Annotated in this window: 17 protein-coding genes and 1 pseudogene; 14 read left to right on the forward strand and 4 right to left on the reverse strand. The window is 33.1% G+C overall.

Annotation, left to right across the window (positions count from 1 at the left end; all coding sequences use genetic code 11):
- Nucleotides 1-233 precede the first annotated feature (233 nt).
- The 6 genes from HX049_RS15780 (at nt 234) to HX049_RS15805 (ending at nt 4194) form a co-directional block, all read left to right on the forward strand.
- On the forward strand, nt 234-1154 hold the full coding sequence (locus HX049_RS15780; protein WP_286417043.1) for an alpha/beta hydrolase: 921 nt from the start codon (nt 234-236) through the stop codon (nt 1152-1154).
- Between the two features lie 224 nt (nt 1155-1378).
- Complete coding sequence (locus HX049_RS15785) at nt 1379-1720, forward strand: ribonuclease Z (protein WP_286417044.1); 342 nt, start codon at nt 1379-1381, stop codon at nt 1718-1720.
- Between the two features lie 100 nt (nt 1721-1820).
- On the forward strand, nt 1821-2729 hold the full coding sequence (locus HX049_RS15790; RefSeq protein ID WP_041892761.1) for a ribonuclease Z: 909 nt from the start codon (nt 1821-1823) through the stop codon (nt 2727-2729).
- 11 nt (nt 2730-2740) lie between these two features.
- A complete protein-coding gene (gene pdxH, locus HX049_RS15795) occupies nt 2741-3388 on the forward strand; it encodes a pyridoxamine 5'-phosphate oxidase (RefSeq protein ID WP_286407254.1) in 648 nt (215 codons plus the stop codon).
- Between the two features lie 46 nt (nt 3389-3434).
- A complete protein-coding gene (locus HX049_RS15800; protein WP_235280442.1) occupies nt 3435-3644 on the forward strand; it encodes a hypothetical protein in 210 nt (69 codons plus the stop codon).
- On the forward strand, nt 3637-4194 hold the full coding sequence (locus HX049_RS15805) for a Smr/MutS family protein (RefSeq protein ID WP_041892754.1): 558 nt from the start codon (nt 3637-3639) through the stop codon (nt 4192-4194). Before HX049_RS15800 ends, HX049_RS15805 begins: the two co-directional genes overlap by 8 nt.
- 562 nt (nt 4195-4756) lie before the next feature.
- On the opposite strand, the gene HX049_RS15810 is transcribed toward HX049_RS15805, so the two are convergent.
- Nucleotides 4757-5047: a winged helix-turn-helix transcriptional regulator gene (locus HX049_RS15810; RefSeq protein WP_286417046.1), complete on the reverse strand. Its 291-nt coding sequence runs from the start codon at nt 5045-5047 to the stop codon at nt 4757-4759.
- Between the two features lie 11 nt (nt 5048-5058).
- Here HX049_RS15810 and HX049_RS15815 point away from each other — a divergent pair.
- The 7 genes and pseudogenes from HX049_RS15815 to HX049_RS15845 all read left to right on the forward strand — a co-directional run bounded on the left by HX049_RS15815 (nt 5059) and on the right by HX049_RS15845 (nt 11025).
- Nucleotides 5059-5511 (forward strand): annotated as a pseudogene (locus HX049_RS15815) (NAD(P)H-dependent oxidoreductase).
- Between the two features lie 448 nt (nt 5512-5959).
- Nucleotides 5960-7063 (forward strand): porin, encoded by a 1104-nt coding sequence (locus HX049_RS15820; protein WP_286417048.1) that lies wholly within the window; start codon nt 5960-5962, stop codon nt 7061-7063.
- 11 nt (nt 7064-7074) lie between these two features.
- The gene (locus tag HX049_RS15825; RefSeq protein WP_225600618.1) at nt 7075-7287 is read left to right on the forward strand and encodes a hypothetical protein; all 213 of its coding nucleotides are present in this window, start codon (nt 7075-7077) and stop codon (nt 7285-7287) included.
- A gap of 265 nt (nt 7288-7552) precedes the next feature.
- Complete coding sequence (locus HX049_RS15830) at nt 7553-8137, forward strand: DUF4840 domain-containing protein (RefSeq protein ID WP_286417049.1); 585 nt, start codon at nt 7553-7555, stop codon at nt 8135-8137.
- Between the two features lie 270 nt (nt 8138-8407).
- Complete coding sequence (locus tag HX049_RS15835; protein ID WP_286417051.1) at nt 8408-8992, forward strand: DUF4840 domain-containing protein; 585 nt, start codon at nt 8408-8410, stop codon at nt 8990-8992.
- Between the two features lie 51 nt (nt 8993-9043).
- Nucleotides 9044-9613, forward strand: coding sequence for an RNA polymerase sigma factor (locus HX049_RS15840; RefSeq protein WP_286417052.1), 570 nt, complete (start codon nt 9044-9046; stop codon nt 9611-9613).
- Entirely contained in the window at nt 9610-11025 is a 1416-nt protein-coding gene (locus tag HX049_RS15845; RefSeq protein WP_259638189.1) for a porin family protein, read from the forward strand. The genes HX049_RS15840 and HX049_RS15845 overlap by 4 nt, the downstream gene beginning before the upstream one ends.
- Before the next feature lie 234 nt (nt 11026-11259).
- On the opposite strand, the gene HX049_RS15850 is transcribed toward HX049_RS15845, so the two are convergent.
- Complete coding sequence (locus tag HX049_RS15850) at nt 11260-11493, reverse strand: hypothetical protein (protein ID WP_225600622.1); 234 nt, start codon at nt 11491-11493, stop codon at nt 11260-11262.
- A 337-nt stretch (nt 11494-11830) separates the two neighbouring features.
- Here HX049_RS15850 and HX049_RS15855 point away from each other — a divergent pair, with 337 nt between their 5' ends.
- The gene (locus HX049_RS15855) at nt 11831-12658 is read left to right on the forward strand and encodes a helix-turn-helix domain-containing protein (protein ID WP_286417054.1); all 828 of its coding nucleotides are present in this window, start codon (nt 11831-11833) and stop codon (nt 12656-12658) included.
- Between the two features lie 90 nt (nt 12659-12748).
- On the opposite strand, the gene HX049_RS15860 is transcribed toward HX049_RS15855, so the two are convergent.
- Nucleotides 12749-13468, reverse strand: a complete 720-nt coding sequence (locus HX049_RS15860) for a VIT1/CCC1 transporter family protein (RefSeq protein WP_286417056.1) — start codon at nt 13466-13468, stop codon at nt 12749-12751.
- 65 nt (nt 13469-13533) lie between these two features.
- Nucleotides 13534-13989, reverse strand: a complete 456-nt coding sequence (locus HX049_RS15865; protein WP_041892733.1) for a hypothetical protein — start codon at nt 13987-13989, stop codon at nt 13534-13536.
- Nucleotides 13990-14001: the final 12 nt, after the last annotated feature.

Genomic DNA, 14001 nt, shown 5'->3' on the forward strand with positions numbered 1-14001 from the left:
ATATATTTAAATTTCAGATACTTAAATATACGGATTTTTACCTTTTTTTATGCATTAATATTAATCGAACTCAGGTTACAAAGCAATTTTGCTTCATATCTCTTTCATTTCTTCTAAAATCATATTATTGTATGCTTGTATCACTAATTCAGACTTATTTTGTATAATTTCTTTTCATTTTATATGTTTATCGCTTAATTTGTGTTTAACAGATAAAGATCACTATACGTTTCATGAAAAACCACATCCTAACGATCACTCTATTACTTCTGTCTACTTTTATACAAGCTCAGAAGATAGAGCAAGTCTTTTTAGATAAAGAGGATAAGACCAAAAACTATTATACAAAAATCTATCCTTCTCATTTGCCATGGAGTGGGTATTTAGTCTTAATACCAGGCTTTGGAGAGAGTGCAGAGAAGGTATTGTTAGAAACAGATCTACCACTACTAGCTGCCAAGAGTGGTATGCTAGTGATTATCCCATGTCTGCAAGATGGATTGCTTTCGTTTGGAGTAGATAAGACGAGTCAGAGTACATTAGGTCAAATCATAGAAGATGTCAGAAGTAAACACAAGCTTATGGATCAGCGTTTTTTCATAGGTGGGTTTTCGATAGGAGGAAGTACGGCTATTAAGTACGCACAAGAGACCATAACGAAGCCACATGCTGTATTTGCGATTGATCCACCCTTAGATTTTGAACGTTTTTATAACTCTAGCCAGCGCGAGATAAGGCTGTCAGGTGTAGACAATGCTAGTGAAGAGAGTGTCTATATGATAGGTAAAATAGAAGAAGTGATGGGAGGTACTCCTGCTACTGCATTAGAAGCCTTTTATAGTACATCTCCCTATTCATTCACGGATCTTAATCAGACTGCAGTGAAGAAGTTTGGACAACTTCCCTTGAGAATCTATACAGAACCAGATGTAAACTGGTGGATACATGAGAGAGGTGAGGATCTGACTAGTATGAATGCAACAGAAAGTTCTGCTTTTATCAATGAATTAAGACGTTTAGGAAATGAGCAGGCAACGCTTATTACTACATCAAATAAAGGATACCGCATGAATACTCAGTTGCGTCATCCACACTCTTGGACGATCGTGAATAATCAAGAATTGATCCAATGGTTGTTAAGTAGTAAGTATTAACCCCCAAATACGCATTAACCAAATACTACAGAGCCATTCTACTTCATAGTTCTTTCATTAGCTCTAAAACTATACTATTATTTGTTTGTAGAGTTATGTGTGAGATCCTTCCTATCGTTAGGGGACATAGATTGCGGATGGGTATTTCCATAATATTTTTGCTCTGCTATATGATAGTATTTATATTCGTTTTATATTCGCTTAATCAAATTAAGGCGTATATAATGAAAGTAAAAGAAAAAGGACATACACTTATTATAACGAGTGACGAGGGAGATATAGTAACGTTTCTTAAAAAGCTAGAAGAGCAGTATGAGCATAGCCTTGTACAGTCTAATTTAATACTAGATTTAACAAAGGTTAAATATAAGGTATTAGAAGAGGATTTAGAGTGTTTTGAATCTCTAGCTATACGACATATAGAGGAGGCTAATAAGTCTTTTATTATCGTTATGGAGTCAATAGACTTTAATGAGTTTGATGGAGATTTGATTATTGCTCCGACTTTACAGGAAGCACATGATTTGATAGAAATGGATGAAATCCAAAGAGACTTAGGATTTTAGATAAAAATATATAAAAGGCTTAAAGTAATTTAAGCCTTTTATTTTGACTTAGCTTGTCGTTTTTGTAAATTACAAGCTCAAAAATTAAAACAAAACAATATTGAAACTTACTATATTAGGCTGTTATGCAGCAACACCAAGAACGATAACTAACCCTACATCTCAAGTTTTAGAGATGGGAGGGCAGATGTTTTTAATCGACGCTGGTGAAGGAACTCAAGTACAATTAAGGCGTCATAAGTTGAAGTTTCAACGTATTAATCATATTTTTATCTCTCACTTACACGGAGATCACTTTTATGGATTGATAGGGTTGATCTCAACGTATATGTTGTTAAACAGAACTTCTGATTTGCATATTTATGGACCTAAGGGAATTAAGGAAGTGACTTTATTACAGTTGAGACTTTCTAATTCTTATTCAGGATATAAGTTGTTCTTTCATGAACAGACTAGTAAAGAGAGTAGAGTTGTATTTGAAGATGATAAGGTTATTGTACGTACCATACCATTAGATCACCGTGTGTATACAAATGGGTATTTATTCGAAACAAAACCTGGTGATAGAAAGTTGCGCATAGGAGCTATTGAAGATTTAGGTATTGATAGATGTTATTATCAGAAGATTAAAAGTGGTGGTAATATCACATTAGATGATGGTACTGTAGTGGATAATAAGGATATTACTTATGATCCAGAACCTACGGAGAGCTACGCATTCTGTTCAGATACTTACTATTCTGAAGCCATAGTACCTATCATTAAAGATGTAGATGTATTATACCATGAGAGTACTTTCTTAGACAGTGAAGAGCACTATACAGAACGAACGAAACACTGTACTGCTAAGCAGGCGGCAAGTATTGCAAAACTAGCGAATGCAAAGACTTTAATATTAGGACATTATTCTACGAGATATAATGATATTACCTTGTTTAAGAAAGAAGCAGAGACTGTGTTTAGTGGTAAAATATTGAATGCAGACGATGGTAAAGTGTTTGACCTATAATAGATTTAGATATGAGTGACTTAAGTGATTACAGAAAATCGTATGAGAAGAGTGTATTGTTGGAAAGTAGTGTAGACGAAAACCCAATGATGCAATTCAAGAAATGGTTTTATGAGATAGAGGATTTCGGTGGAGTAGATGAGGTAAATGCAATGACAGTGTCTACAATAGGTTTGGATGGCTTTCCGAAGTCTAGAGTGGTACTCTTAAAGTCTTATGACGAAGAGGGATTTGTGTTTTACACAAATTATAACTCTGAGAAAGGCAAGGCTATTATTGCTAATCCACATTTGTGTTTATCATTCTTTTGGCCTTCTGCGGAGCGTCAGATTATTATCAAAGGTATCGCTAGTAAGGCTAGTGCAGCTCAGTCTGATAATTATTTTGATAGCCGTCCTTTAGGAAGTCGATTAGGTGCTATTGTATCTAATCAGAGTGAGGTTATCCCTAATCACCAAGTACTAGAAGATGCTATTAATAAATTAGAAAAAGAAGCAACTAAAGATACGGTAAAACGACCAGAGAATTGGGGGGGATTTGTAGTAAAGCCTGTGTCTATTGAGTTTTGGCAAGGAAGAGCTAATCGCCTTCACGATCGTATTCGATATACGCTGACAGAAGATGGTTTAGATTGGAAAATAGAACGACTAGCACCGTAATATGAAAATAGCAAAGATCATATTAACTATCGCAACCCTGTTATTTATGGGATGGGCGTTAATGGAAAGTTCTAAGGACCAACCAAAAATATGGGTGCAAGTAGTGGGTGTAGCCTTGTTCTTTTTCTCCATGGCGAGATTGATGCAAAAGACACCTAGTAACACTCGTCAACAAGGACCTGCGGAACGGGAGTTCGATGCAGGAATAAAGAAAGATTTAATCAATCAAGCAAAAGAAGAAGAGAAAGATGCTTAGCAAAGGAGATTATGTACAAGTATTAGATGAGAACGAAGAAGGAGTTGTCATTAATATTATAGGAGATGAGGTAACTATAGAATCTAAAGAAGGTTTTATATTAACGTATAAACCGAATGAGCTTTTAAAAATAGCTAAAGAGGACGAGGTAGATATGCGTTCGGCTAGTACTAGAAGTTCAGTTAGTGAAGCACTACAAGAAAAAGTAGATCCTATAAAACGTTCCTTTACGAAGGAAAAACGTTCGCGTAAGGATGAGTTTATCCTAGAAGTAGATTTGCATATAGAGAAACTTACGAATGACTATAGACGTATGGAGAAGCATGATATGCTGACTCTACAGCTAGATACAGCTAGGGGACAGGTGGAGTTCGCTATCCGCAATCGCATTCCTCGTATTGTATTTATACATGGTGTAGGAGAGGGTGTATTAAAGGCTGAGTTAGAGTTTCTATTCAGTAGATATGCGGAGATAGTAGCTGAAGATGCGAATTATCAAAAGTATGGATTAGGAGCTACACAGATTTACTTTAAACAAAACGTCAGATAAATTAATTAAGAATTAATTTGTTTAAAAACTTTTGATATACAAAAAAACGACAATATGGCTAGGCTGTATTGTCGTTTTTTTGTGGATATATACGCCTTATACTATATGGATATTATGTCCTATCGGCACGTAATCGTTGTGCTCTAATTAGGAATTTTGGCTACTGTATAATAAACTTATATAACGTGATCTAGATTGTGTATAAATCACTCTAAGGGAGGGGGAATAGTAGTGCTGGAGATCCATAACGTAATCACACATCGCATACCATGCTTAACATTCCCCTCTATAGAGGAGCCGTAGGGTGGGGGGTATTGCTACGCTCAAATTATTAATTAGAAATGTTTATCTTAATACATTCCTACTGTTATGGAATCACTGTGTGGAATCTACGACACGGATTTAAATCCGCGCAACATCACTGTGCGGATACACGTTGTGTAATACATATAATTGCTTTATAGATTTAGTTTAAGTGCTTCTGTTATGATTTATTAGCTGTATTTGTGATATGTCTATGCCTATTGAGTTAAGAGAAAGTAGATAGAGAAGTTTGTATTAATTACTTTTCGAATTCTTTTCTATTGTTTAGAATTGTCTCTAAATTATTAAATGCCCAGACTGATATGTTTTCGCTATAGGGAACTAAGTCTAATCCAAGTTCAGTAAGTGTATATTCTACTTTAGGAGGTACGGTAGGATATACTTTTCGTGTAATAAAACCATCAGCTTCTAAGGTTTTTAAAGTTTTGGCTAGCATTTTTTGAGAAATATCTCCTATTGCTTTATCTATTTCATTAAAACGCATTACAGGCGCACCCAAATTATATAGGGGCAAATTCGAATAGAGCATTGTTAGAAGCATTGCCACAAGATGTACAATTTACAATTCACAATATTTATGAGGTTTATCCCGATGGGCAGATAGATGTGGAGAGGGAACAAGAGTTGTTATTAGATCACAATAGAATAATCATTCAGTTCCCTACTCAGTTGTTTAATGTACCGAGTTTACTGAAGTTATGGCTAGATGAGGTTCTTACTTATGGATGAGCATTCGGAGTAGAACAAGGTGCTTTAGTAAGTAAAAAAATAGGTATAGTAACCACACTACCTACTGGTGGAGTAAAAGAGTCTTATGTAAAAGATAGTCATTACGGATTTACAGTGGAAGAATTTTTATTACCAGTCATAGCTACTATCAAGTATATTGAAGCAAATTATATAGGGTTTGTAGCTTTAAATAATGCGTATGGACCTACGGAGCAAGAAGTGAGTGAGGCTGTAAAAAAATATGTAGAATTATTGAAGAAATAAGCATAAAGACAAGTCGTTAGTAGAATTTACTAACGGCTTTTTTTGTATAAAAAAATCACTTAATACACCCACCTAGGCATAAAAAGTGATTCTTCATTAAATTCATACTAATACACAACATTATAAAGATACAATAAGTTTTGTTAAAAACATAGTATTATATAGATAAAATGAGAATATCTATTTTGTGTCATAATCTTATCGGTAATTATCTCAATACGACGTTCTAAGTTATCGAATGATCTGTATCTATTCGTATAGAGGTGATTATTGTTGATTGAAATATTGATTTTATTTAGCATAATAAATAGAATTACTCTTTATGTTGTGTTATTTGAGAGTCTGAACTTCTATTTTTAGAATTATCATATTTATGTAATTATGATAAAGTTTTGTTAATAATATTTAAAAAAGAATTATATTAAACTTTTTAAAAATCTACCAAACTATGAATATTAAATATACAATCTGTGCAATCCTATTGGGAACGATAAGTGTGATGGCTCAAGATGAAAAAAAAGAAGAATCAACTTTATTAGGTGTATTGACACAGCAGGCTAACCCCGATGCACCTAAGAAAGTGAATACCTTAGAAGTGTATCTAGACTCAAAGTACGAGAATTTGACTAAGACTAGTGGAGCCGGTACTTCAGATAGTAAGTTTAGATTAGTACAGTCGCGAGTTTATTTAAAAGGGAATTATAATAATAAGCTTACTTATTCTTTGCGATATAGGTTGAATGAGTCAGTAGCTTCTAATGCCTTGGAGTTTGCTTTTTTAGAGTATAATATTGATGACCATTGGACAGTGGGTATGGGAAAACAGTTTACAGCTTGGGGATCTACGGAGTTGTCTTATAACAGTGCTGATTTATATATGTTTACGAATATCATTGGTTCTATTGAGCTATTTAGTCCTGGAGCTAGTATTGCTTATAAAGTAAAGGGACAGTCTTTTAAGTTACAGATGGTCTCTCAGGGAGAGCAGTTTGCGGCAGAAGATTATAAAAATAAGGCTTATGGAGGATTGTTTTTATGGGAAGGAGAATTGTTTAAAAAACATTTGAAAACTCGTTATGGATATGCGCTATTTCAGCATGATGCGAAGAAGTATTACAGCTGGGTAACTATGGGAAATAGGTTGACATTGAATAACTTTATGGCAGAGGTAGACTGGATGTATGGTTTTAGAAATGTAGGAGATGCTGCTTTTACAGACTTAAATACAGGTACCAAAGGAATCGCGTATGTGAAGGATAATGTGACGACAGCTTCTGTGAAGTATAAATTCCATAAAGTGACTCCATATGTAAAAGTGATGTATAACTATAGAAAAGATCTTGAGAGTAATGTATCTTATGCTTTAAAGGGAGTTTCGACAGCTATAGAGTACAATCCATTTAATGATAAGGCGTTTAAGGATCTTAGACTTTTTGCAGCTTATAACTTTCTGAATTATGATTATAAGAATTATGAAGTTTCTAAGGCAGATAAGAATGAACATCAGATAGCAGTGGGGGTGAGATGGATGGTTCCGTTGTTTAAATTATAAATAGAGTAAGTATGATGAAGTACAATGAATTATTAATAAATGAAGAGAGCAAGACAATGCAATTGTTTAAAGGCTTATCAGAGGAAGAAGATAGAGAGCTAACGCTAAGAGTTGGTTTATTAATTAAACAAGGTAAAAGACTAAGAATGCAAGTTGTAGCAGATGATATTGATGAGTTTAATGTTTATCTAGAAGGGTATGATCTTGTAGATGATTTATTGTAGTTTAGAAGAAATAGAATAAGAATTCGGGCTTATAAAATTAAAAAGACTTACTGTCCTAGTTTAGGATAGTAAGTCTTTTTTTTGTTTAAAAATATAAGAAAATAAATAATTATAAGTGTTTGTTTATAAGGGTGTTATTGTTGTTTTATTTGTTAAAAAAAGTTTTTATTTTTTTATAAAATGAATGCAAAGTTTATCTAAAAGGGGATTTATATGATGAGCGCTCACAGTAAAATATTTTTAATCAATTCAAAATTATAAGAAAATGAAAAAGTCAATAAAATTTAAAGCAATCTTGATCGTGTTTAGTTTAATAGGTTTAGGTCTTACATCATGTAGTAAAGATGATGATACTATCAAACCAAATAAAAAAGTAAAAGTAGAAGATGTCTACGGAAGTTACAGCGGAAAGGCAATCACTTCTCAAGATAAGGTTAAGAATGAGAAGAATGTAAACTTTAGCGCTAAAGCGGGAGTTATTTCTTTTACAGAACTACCAGTTAAAGAAATAGTATCTACTGTAGTAGGTGATTCTAAAAAGACTGAGGAGGCATTAAAAGCTCTAGGAAAGGTAAAATATAATTTAGATTATAAAGCAGCTTTAAATAAAAATAGTACAGCTGTAGAATTGACTTTTGTACCAAAGGCTCTAGAACTTAAAGTTCCTATAGATGGCAAGGTAAAAAATGTAAAAGTAATATTCTCTGCAAAAGATAAAGGAATCTACGTTTCTGGTAAATCGAATGTAGTGAAATTTGGTTTTACAGTATCTGAGTTAACAATTGATGAGGTATTAGAAAGTAGATTAGTACCTATTAATTACGCGTTTCCAGCTTCTGTCAAAAAGTAAGAAAAATATAACAGTTTATTTATTTAGTTTTTACATAGGATAGCCTATTACTAGGAGACAAGGGTAATAGGTTATCTTTTAAACTGTAAAGGATAAAAATATTTTTTTGTATAATGTGTTGTTTTGTAGTGTTTTAATGGTTGTTTTTGTGAATTTGTATAGAATAAGTCATTTTTTTTAATTTCTTCATGCAAGGATTTCTAAAAGTCGGGTTTATATACATGAGTACTCACTATGAAATATTGTTAAACAAGCTAAAAGTATATTAAAATGAGAGCAGTAAGAAGAATTAAAATGTTTACGGTCTTATTTAGTTTAGTTGGTATTAGTTTTACATCATGTATTAGTGATGATAATAGTATAGAGCCAAATAAACCTGTTAAGATAGGAGATATAGTAGGAAGTTATAGTGGGAAAGCTTATACTCTACAAGGGAAATGGATGAATGAACAAAATACAATTTTTAAGATTAATGATAGCTTGATTGTATTTGATAATCTGCCAGTAAGAGAACTTGTGGGATCAGTAGTTAAAGACGCTAGAAAAACCGAGGAGATATTAAATAAGATGGATAAAGTAAAGTATAATCTTGCTTATACATCTGTAATAGATAAGACAGGAACAGCGTTAATATTAACGATGAGTCCAAGAGAATTGAAATTTACAATTCCGATGGATGATAGTAAAAAAGAAGTAGTGGCTCATGTCACTGCAAAGTATAAAGGGATTTATGTGTCTAATAGGTATGATATGGTGAAGTTTGAGTGGATAGTAGACAAATTAACTGTGGATGGAAAAGAAGATAACGACTTTATAGAAGTGAAGTATTTCTTTCCAGGATCTGTTAAGAGGTAAAAAAATTTAGGTTTTACTCCTTAGATTCCAACCAAAATGTTTATATAACAAATGACTAAAAAAGATAGTGTAGAACGAGGGTTAGTGGATAGACTACGATCTAAAGACCAATCTGCTTGGAAAGAATTCTATGAATTCTATTCAGGACATTTTACCTATGTATGTATGCGATATCTTAAGAGTCATGATGATGTCAAAGATGTGATGCAAAATAGCTTTATCAAGATTTTTAATGCTATTGGTTCATTTGAGTATAAGGGAGTAGGATCATTAAAAGCTTGGACAACGCGTCTAATAATTAATGAGTCTTTAAAGTTTCTTAGAGATACTGCTAAGATAGAGTTTCCTACTCTAGTAGAAGAATTACCAGAAGTAATAGAAGAGGAGGAACCTAATTTAGATGAGATACCAGAATCAGAAATATTAGAATTGATTCGTTCTTTACCTGATGGGTATCGAATGGTTTTTAACCTTTATGTTTTTGAGAAAAAAAGTCATAAAGAAATAGGTAAACTGCTAGAAATAGGTGAGAGCTCATCTGCCTCTCAATTTCACCGAGCGAAGAAGATATTAATGCAGAAGATAAAGTTATATAATAAACCAAAAACAAACGCCTTATGAACGATAAATGGTTAAATGATCTGGAGCAGAAGATGAAGGATCATACAGAGATCGGACCAGAGGGGTTATGGGAGGATTTGGAACAAAAGCTTTTTGGGGAAGAGAAGGGAAAAATCATACCATTATGGTCAGATACTGTACAGCAAGCAACAAATAAAAGACAAGCACCTAAAGAAGTAAACTTTAAAAGGATTATTGGTATCGCTGCTTCTGTGGCAATACTATCTATTGGAGGTGCAGAACTATATTTGAGAAGTGGACGTGCATTACAGCATGATGATAAAGAAAAAGAAAGCATTGTTATAGATGCTAAAGAGAGTAATTTAAAGCTTGATTCTACGCCTAGTCAATACCTTGATAAAGTAGAAGAGATAATAACCAAAGAAACACACACAAATACCAAAGCTTTGACTTCAAATGAAAAGGAGAAGGCAAGCAGTCATACTATCAAGACAATAGAAGAAAGGAGAGAGACTTCTATTGTTGAGATAGTTGACAACAACTCAAGTTCGATAGAACAAGAGAAGGTAGGTAGTGGTGTACTTTCTGATTTAGTTGATAAAGATAAAGTACAAGAGCAATTAGCGATTTTAGTTGAAGAAAGTAATCAAAACATAGAGAAAGCTTTAGTTGATAATCAGCTGAAAGAAGCAGAAATAAAAGATCAAGTAAAGTCAAAAAAGAATAGAGGTTTTTCTTTAGGTTTAATATCTAGTAATATAGCCTCTACTTCTAGTATGCAACAAAATGGATACAGTACAATGAAGGGAATGATGAAGGATGATAGTAATGTCTCTTTAGATATGGGGATGGCGAGTGCTGTACTGTCAGAGATTTATGTTGTTAATCAAAATAAGGAGGTCTATACAGATATCAAGCATAAGAAACCTATTCGTTTTGGAGTAGCTCTATATTATCCTATGGGGGATAAATGGGGAATCAATACAGGGGTGACTTATACGAAATTATCATCTGATCTTACTTCAGGAAGTCAAGAGTATAAAATTATAAATACACAGACATTACATTATGTAGGAGTACCAATTCAAGTGAATTATAACGTATGGGAGAAAGGGAATTTCTCAGCCTATGCCAATGGTGGACTTCATTTTGAGAAATCAGTGTATGGAACGTTGAAAACAAAGTTTAAGGCTGATCAACATGTAGAAAAAATACCAGATGAAAAGGTAAAAGTCAAAGGAATACAGACTTCAGTAAATTTAGCTGTAGGAATAGAGTACAAGTTAGCGAAGAGTGTTGGACTGTTTGTTGAACCAGGAGCTCGATATTACTTTGACAATGGAAGCTCTGTTAAAACTATTTATACAGAGAAGCCTTTTGATTTTAATATGCAGTTAGGATTGCGTTATTCGATACCTAATACAAAGAAATCAATAGAAAGTAAAGAATAAAAATTAAGAAGGTCGGAAGTAGAAGTGTCTATATACAACAATCTTCAAAAATCTATGAATAAAGAGAAGTAAAGTGTTAGTAAGTTTTATGTTCATATTACTATATAGTTAGGTTATATATAGTAATGTTTTTAATTAATTTATCACCCTCTGCACCTCTGTAATTTATTACAGAGGTGCTTTTTTTTTGGATAAAAAAAAACGCTTACCATTCATTAGTAAGCGTTTAGTATATTATTCCTCTTTATCAGGATCTTCTTCTTTATCTGAAAAATACTCTGTAAATATCTTGATACTATCTATGGGGTCTGGCATTCCCATAGGAGCATTTTCTCGTTCATAATGCTCTAGTAAGATATTTATAACTTCGTATTCATCTGCTTCTGGTGTATTGGGCTTAGCATCCTTTAGGAGTTGTAATCTCACTAAAGCCATGTGGTAATCTTCTTCTGTCCTTATAGGTTTCATAGGCATTGTGGTGTTATAAATTACGGTTACTAGTCTGTTTCTGATAAATATACTGATTATAAAGTGGATAATACCATTAAATACTAGAAATTAAGCTATCTTTAATAAAGTAGTTTAAAATGTAAAAGAATGATTTTTAATATATTTAAGTAAGAGAACTTTTTTACATTAAAGAAAAAAAAACTGTGCTACTATTTAATCGAAAAGAGACTCTATAGAAATATTTTTTAGGGGTAATTTGTCGGAAGATATAGTACAAAACACGGATTTTAAGGTAATATTAAGTACTCCTATTTTTAATTAGTTTTATTTTGTAGTCAGATAAAATAGTAGGAAGATGAAGATAGTCGGTTTAGAAACAAATAAAGAAATAGACTTTTCAATAGCAGTAGATAATTTAACATTAACTACGCCACAAAAACAAGATTACTATACACTTATTCTTTGTACAAGGGGGCATATAGATTTAAAAGTAGGGAATCATAACTTTACAGTTGATGAAGGTTCTATGTCCATTATATCACCTGAAGTAATTTATCTTGGTGGGGAGGCTTCACCAGATTTCAGAGTCTTTCAGATTTTCTTTAAGAAATGCTTTTTGTATCGTAATTATGTTAAGGAGATGATTGTAGATGAGCTACTTTTCTTGAATGCAGATTACCCACCAGTATATAAACTAGGAGACTCTTTTAAGCAAGTCTTACAGAACTTTAATAACCTAGCGTGGGAATTGGATACGAAGAGACCTTATCACCTTAATATTATCCGTTTAAAGCTGATTGAGATATTATATGATTACAATAGAGCTTGTGAGTATTGCCTGCTAGGATTTCATAAGGGAATGAATAGACAATATCAATTGACCTATACTTTTAAACAATATTTAGAAGAAAAGTTTAAAGAACTTAAAACAGTACAGCAGTATGCAGATTTAATGGGTATTACGCCGAAGCATTTGACTGAAGTCATAAAGGAAGAAACAGGTATGACGGCACTTCAGCTAATACATGAACGTCTATTACTAGAAGCACAGTATTTATTGAGACATAGTCATATGACTGTAAAGGAATGCGCTTACGAACTAGGTTTTGACAATATATCTTATTTTAATCGCTTTTTCAAGCTACATATAGGGGACTCTCCTTTAGGGTATAGAAATAAGTAACTATCTAGAGTTTCTAGAAAAGTCTAATTAAAATACAAAGAGAACTTAGCTTTATATTAAGTTCTCTTCGTATTTATAAGATGATATTTTTTATACATTGACACCAAATAAATAGCCTACTAATGCAGATAGTCCCATCGCTACTGATCCCCAAATAACGATTCTAAGAACAGCTTTTTGGATACTAGAACCACCTGTTTTAGCAGATAATGCTCCTAATATCATAAGGAATATAATGGTAAAACCATATAGCCAATATTCCATTTGTTCTACAGGTGCTAATAGTGCTACCCCAAGAGGCAGCACTCCACCGATAGTAAATGAAGCTCCTGAAGCTAGAGCTGCCTGCATAGGATTTGCCTGATTAATTTCATTAATCCCTAATTCATCTCTCACATGAGCAGCTAGAGCATCTTTTTCTGTTAGTTCAATAGCTACCTGCATAGCCGTTTCTTTTTTTAGTCCACGTTGCTCATAGATCTGTGCTAGAATCTTTAATTCTGTTTCAGGCATTTCTTCAAGTTCCTTTGCCTCTCTTGCTATATCTGCATTCTCTATATCAGTCTGAGAACTTACCGATACGTATTCTCCTGCAGCCATTGACAGTGCACCTGCTACTAGCCCTGCAATTGTGGCAAGTAGAATAGGTTCTCTTGATGCGCTAGCTGTGGCAACACCTATTGCTAAACTCGATACAGATATAATACCATCATTAGCACCTAGTACTGCTGCTCTAAGCCAATTACTTCGATTGATATAATGATTGTCTAGATAGTTGTCGATTGTGATTTGATCTTCTTTAGCGCTCATTTTATTTGATTTACATATTGATTAAGATTGTCATAGTAAAAAAAGGAGAGTTAGTGTTACAGACACTATCCTCTCCTTTTTCCCTCTACATCTATATTGAGATGTTTTTTTATTTCTTCGAAGTTTTTATAGCTAAACTCAAATATCTTTGTGCTTTTATCGCCCTCTTGTAATACGATATATTCTGTAGCTCCTAGAAAAACTCTTTTAGTATGAGCAAGTACGCATACTGTATTAGGTTTATAAAACTTCTTTCGACTCCCAAGAAGATTTCTGACTAGTATATCATTATCCTTGATGGTAATATCTTTGACCATCGTCATAGTCAGTGAAAAACTGAATACAAATAAGACCAACCCTAAAGTCACACCTCCTAAGAAACTGTAGTGTGTTTTAAAGCTTACATGACCTGCTTGGGCATTATCAGAGATAAAGTAAAAGATAGTAAATAGTGTCAAAGCAATAACTAGTAAAACAAGTAGTAAACGCATCACTCTTGAGCTATATTGAGACTGTACCATAAGAATAGATAA

The sequence above is a fragment of the Myroides odoratimimus genome (assembly GCF_030326305.1).
Lineage (GTDB): Bacteria > Bacteroidota > Bacteroidia > Flavobacteriales > Flavobacteriaceae > Flavobacterium > Flavobacterium odoratimimum_A.

Excerpts from the sequence above, each read along its gene's own strand:
- HX049_RS15820 (WP_286417048.1), top strand. The coding sequence starts at position 5,960 with ATGAATATTAAATATACAATCTGTGCAATCCTATTGGGAACGATAAGT.
- HX049_RS15840 (WP_286417052.1), top strand. The coding sequence starts at position 9,044 with ATGACTAAAAAAGATAGTGTAGAACGAGGGTTAGTGGATAGACTACGA.
- HX049_RS15850 (WP_225600622.1), bottom strand. The coding sequence starts at position 11,493 with ATGAAACCTATAAGGACAGAAGAAGATTACCACATGGCTTTAGTGAGA.
- HX049_RS15825 (WP_225600618.1), top strand. The coding sequence starts at position 7,075 with ATGATGAAGTACAATGAATTATTAATAAATGAAGAGAGCAAGACAATG.
- HX049_RS15855 (WP_286417054.1), top strand. The coding sequence starts at position 11,831 with ATGAAGATAGTCGGTTTAGAAACAAATAAAGAAATAGACTTTTCAATA.
- HX049_RS15835 (WP_286417051.1), top strand. The coding sequence starts at position 8,408 with ATGAGAGCAGTAAGAAGAATTAAAATGTTTACGGTCTTATTTAGTTTA.
- HX049_RS15780 (WP_286417043.1), top strand. The coding sequence starts at position 234 with ATGAAAAACCACATCCTAACGATCACTCTATTACTTCTGTCTACTTTT.
- HX049_RS15845 (WP_259638189.1), top strand. The coding sequence starts at position 9,610 with ATGAACGATAAATGGTTAAATGATCTGGAGCAGAAGATGAAGGATCAT.
- HX049_RS15805 (WP_041892754.1), top strand. The coding sequence starts at position 3,637 with ATGCTTAGCAAAGGAGATTATGTACAAGTATTAGATGAGAACGAAGAA.
- HX049_RS15810 (WP_286417046.1), bottom strand. The coding sequence starts at position 5,047 with ATGCTCTATTCGAATTTGCCCCTATATAATTTGGGTGCGCCTGTAATG.
- HX049_RS15785 (WP_286417044.1), top strand. The coding sequence starts at position 1,379 with ATGAAAGTAAAAGAAAAAGGACATACACTTATTATAACGAGTGACGAG.
- HX049_RS15830 (WP_286417049.1), top strand. The coding sequence starts at position 7,553 with ATGAAAAAGTCAATAAAATTTAAAGCAATCTTGATCGTGTTTAGTTTA.
- HX049_RS15800 (WP_235280442.1), top strand. The coding sequence starts at position 3,435 with ATGGGATGGGCGTTAATGGAAAGTTCTAAGGACCAACCAAAAATATGG.
- pdxH (WP_286407254.1), top strand. The coding sequence starts at position 2,741 with ATGAGTGACTTAAGTGATTACAGAAAATCGTATGAGAAGAGTGTATTG.
- HX049_RS15860 (WP_286417056.1), bottom strand. The coding sequence starts at position 13,468 with ATGAGCGCTAAAGAAGATCAAATCACAATCGACAACTATCTAGACAAT.
- HX049_RS15865 (WP_041892733.1), bottom strand. The coding sequence starts at position 13,989 with ATGGTACAGTCTCAATATAGCTCAAGAGTGATGCGTTTACTACTTGTT.